The 2,023-nt window shown below is 30.7% G+C and carries 2 protein-coding genes; one reads left to right on the forward strand and one right to left on the reverse strand.

Features of this window, described 5'->3' with window-relative positions; translation table 11 throughout:
* On the reverse strand, positions 1 to 601 hold a 601-nt coding region (locus ABY298_RS16175; protein ID WP_372747072.1), incomplete at its 3' end, for a DPP IV N-terminal domain-containing protein.
* A gap of 148 nt (positions 602 to 749) precedes the next feature.
* Here ABY298_RS16175 and ABY298_RS16180 point away from each other — a divergent pair.
* On the forward strand, positions 750 to 2,023 hold a 1,274-nt coding region (locus tag ABY298_RS16180; RefSeq protein WP_372747073.1), incomplete at its 3' end, for a hydroxymethylglutaryl-CoA reductase, degradative.

The raw sequence follows: 2,023 nt of genomic DNA on the forward strand, positions 1-2,023 counted from the left end.
TGCTCCATTCAAATGCTTTTACAAAAGCAAATTCTTCTTCATAAACCCAATCGCAAATACCGTTAATTATACTGTTTTTTAAACCATCAGAAGTTATTTGGGTAACTTCATTTGTTTCTAAATTTTTAATAAACAAGTTGTTGTTTTTTGCATAGGCAACTTTTTTACTGTCTGGAGAAAAAGTTGGTTCTTGAATTTTATCACTATCAATTAACTGCAATGTTTTTGTAGCAATATCATAAACATAAAATATGCCTAAACTTGAATGACGATAAATAGGCTCTGAATCTACGCCTAAAATTAATTTTGTTTCGTTGTTATTAAAAGAATAGCTTTCAAAATACTTAATTTCTTTTAAGTTTTTACTGTCAACAATGGTTTCAACTTTCTCTAAAGTTTGGTAACTAAATTTATCAACAGAGGTTGTTCTTGTTGCTCTATCAAAATTTTGTAACGAGTAAAAATCACCATTCATAGAGTTTAACGAATTCATTCGTTCTGTTCTAAAGGTGCCGTTCCAAATTTCATCAATGGTAATATCTTTTTTTTGTGCTGTAGCTAAGGAAGTTATCGCTATAAAAAGGATAAATATGTTTTTCATTAAACTTTTGGGTCTTTAATAAGTGTCAAGTTTAAGAAAATTTTTGCAAAGCGGACCTGAAATAAATCATAAAAATTCACAATTAGCAGTTTTTGTTTTTTTAGTATTTAATAATTTATCTTTGTCAAAATATAAAATGCACTCTAAAATGTCTAAAACCGTTAGCGGCTTTTCTAAGTTAAATAAATTAGAAAAAATTGATTGGTTGGTCTCAACTTATTTTAAAAATGATATTCATGTAAAACAAATTTTAATGCAGTATTGGAATTCCAATCCCGTTTTACAAGATTTACATGATGATTTTATTGAAAATACCATTTCCAACTTTTATTTACCCTTTGGAATTGCGCCTAATTTTGTAATAAATGGTAAAGATTATACCATTCCTATGGCTATTGAAGAGAGTTCGGTTGTTGCGGCAGCATCTTTAGTTGCTAAATTTTGGAGTACACGAGGAGGATTTAAGGCAAAAGTAATTTCAACTGTTAAAATAGGTCAGGTTCATTTTATGTTTGAAGGAGATAAAAACGAACTTCAAACCTATTTTGCTTCAAAAAAAGAATATTTATTTAAAGTTACAGAAGCCATTACCGAAAATATGAAAAAACGTGGCGGTGGAATTTTGGATATTGAATTGCGCGATAAAACTGCAGAGTTAGAAAATTATTATCAACTTCATGTTACTTTTGAAACGGCTGATAGTATGGGAGCAAACTTTATAAATTCGTGCTTAGAAGCCATTGCTCATGAATTTCAAAAAGAAGATATTCAGGTGGTTATGAGTATTTTATCTAATTATGTGCCTGAATGTTTAGTGCACGCTGAAGTAAGTTGTAAAGTTGAAGAATTATATGCTGAAAATTCAGAATTGTTTGCGCAGAAATTTGTGCAAGCCGTTGCAATTGCAAATGCTGAACCACATAGAGCGGTTACGCACAATAAAGGAATTATGAACGGAATTGATGCCGTTGTAATTGCAACAGGTAACGATTTTAGAGCTATTGAAGCAGGCGCACACGCTTATGCAGCAAAAAGCGGACGTTATAAAAGTTTAACAAATGCAACAATTGAAAACGGAATTTTTAAATTTTGGATTGAAATTCCGTTGGCTTTAGGAACTGTTGGCGGATTAACAAAATTACATCCACTATCAAAATTATCCTTAAAAATGTTAGATAATCCGTCGGCAAAAGAATTAATGCAAATTATTGCGGTTGCTGGATTGGCACAAAATTTTGCAGCGTTGCGAGCTTTAACTACCACCGGAATTCAAAAAGGACATATGAAAATGCACTTAACAAATATAATTAAACAGTTAGGCGCAAGTGATGAAGAAAAAGAATATTTGATCGATTATTTTGAACATAAAACAATAACACATAACGCTGTTGTAGAAGCATATAATAATTTGATTGGAGAGAA

The sequence above is a fragment of the Lutibacter sp. genome, from assembly GCF_041596795.1.
GTDB lineage: Bacteria > Bacteroidota > Bacteroidia > Flavobacteriales > Flavobacteriaceae > Lutibacter.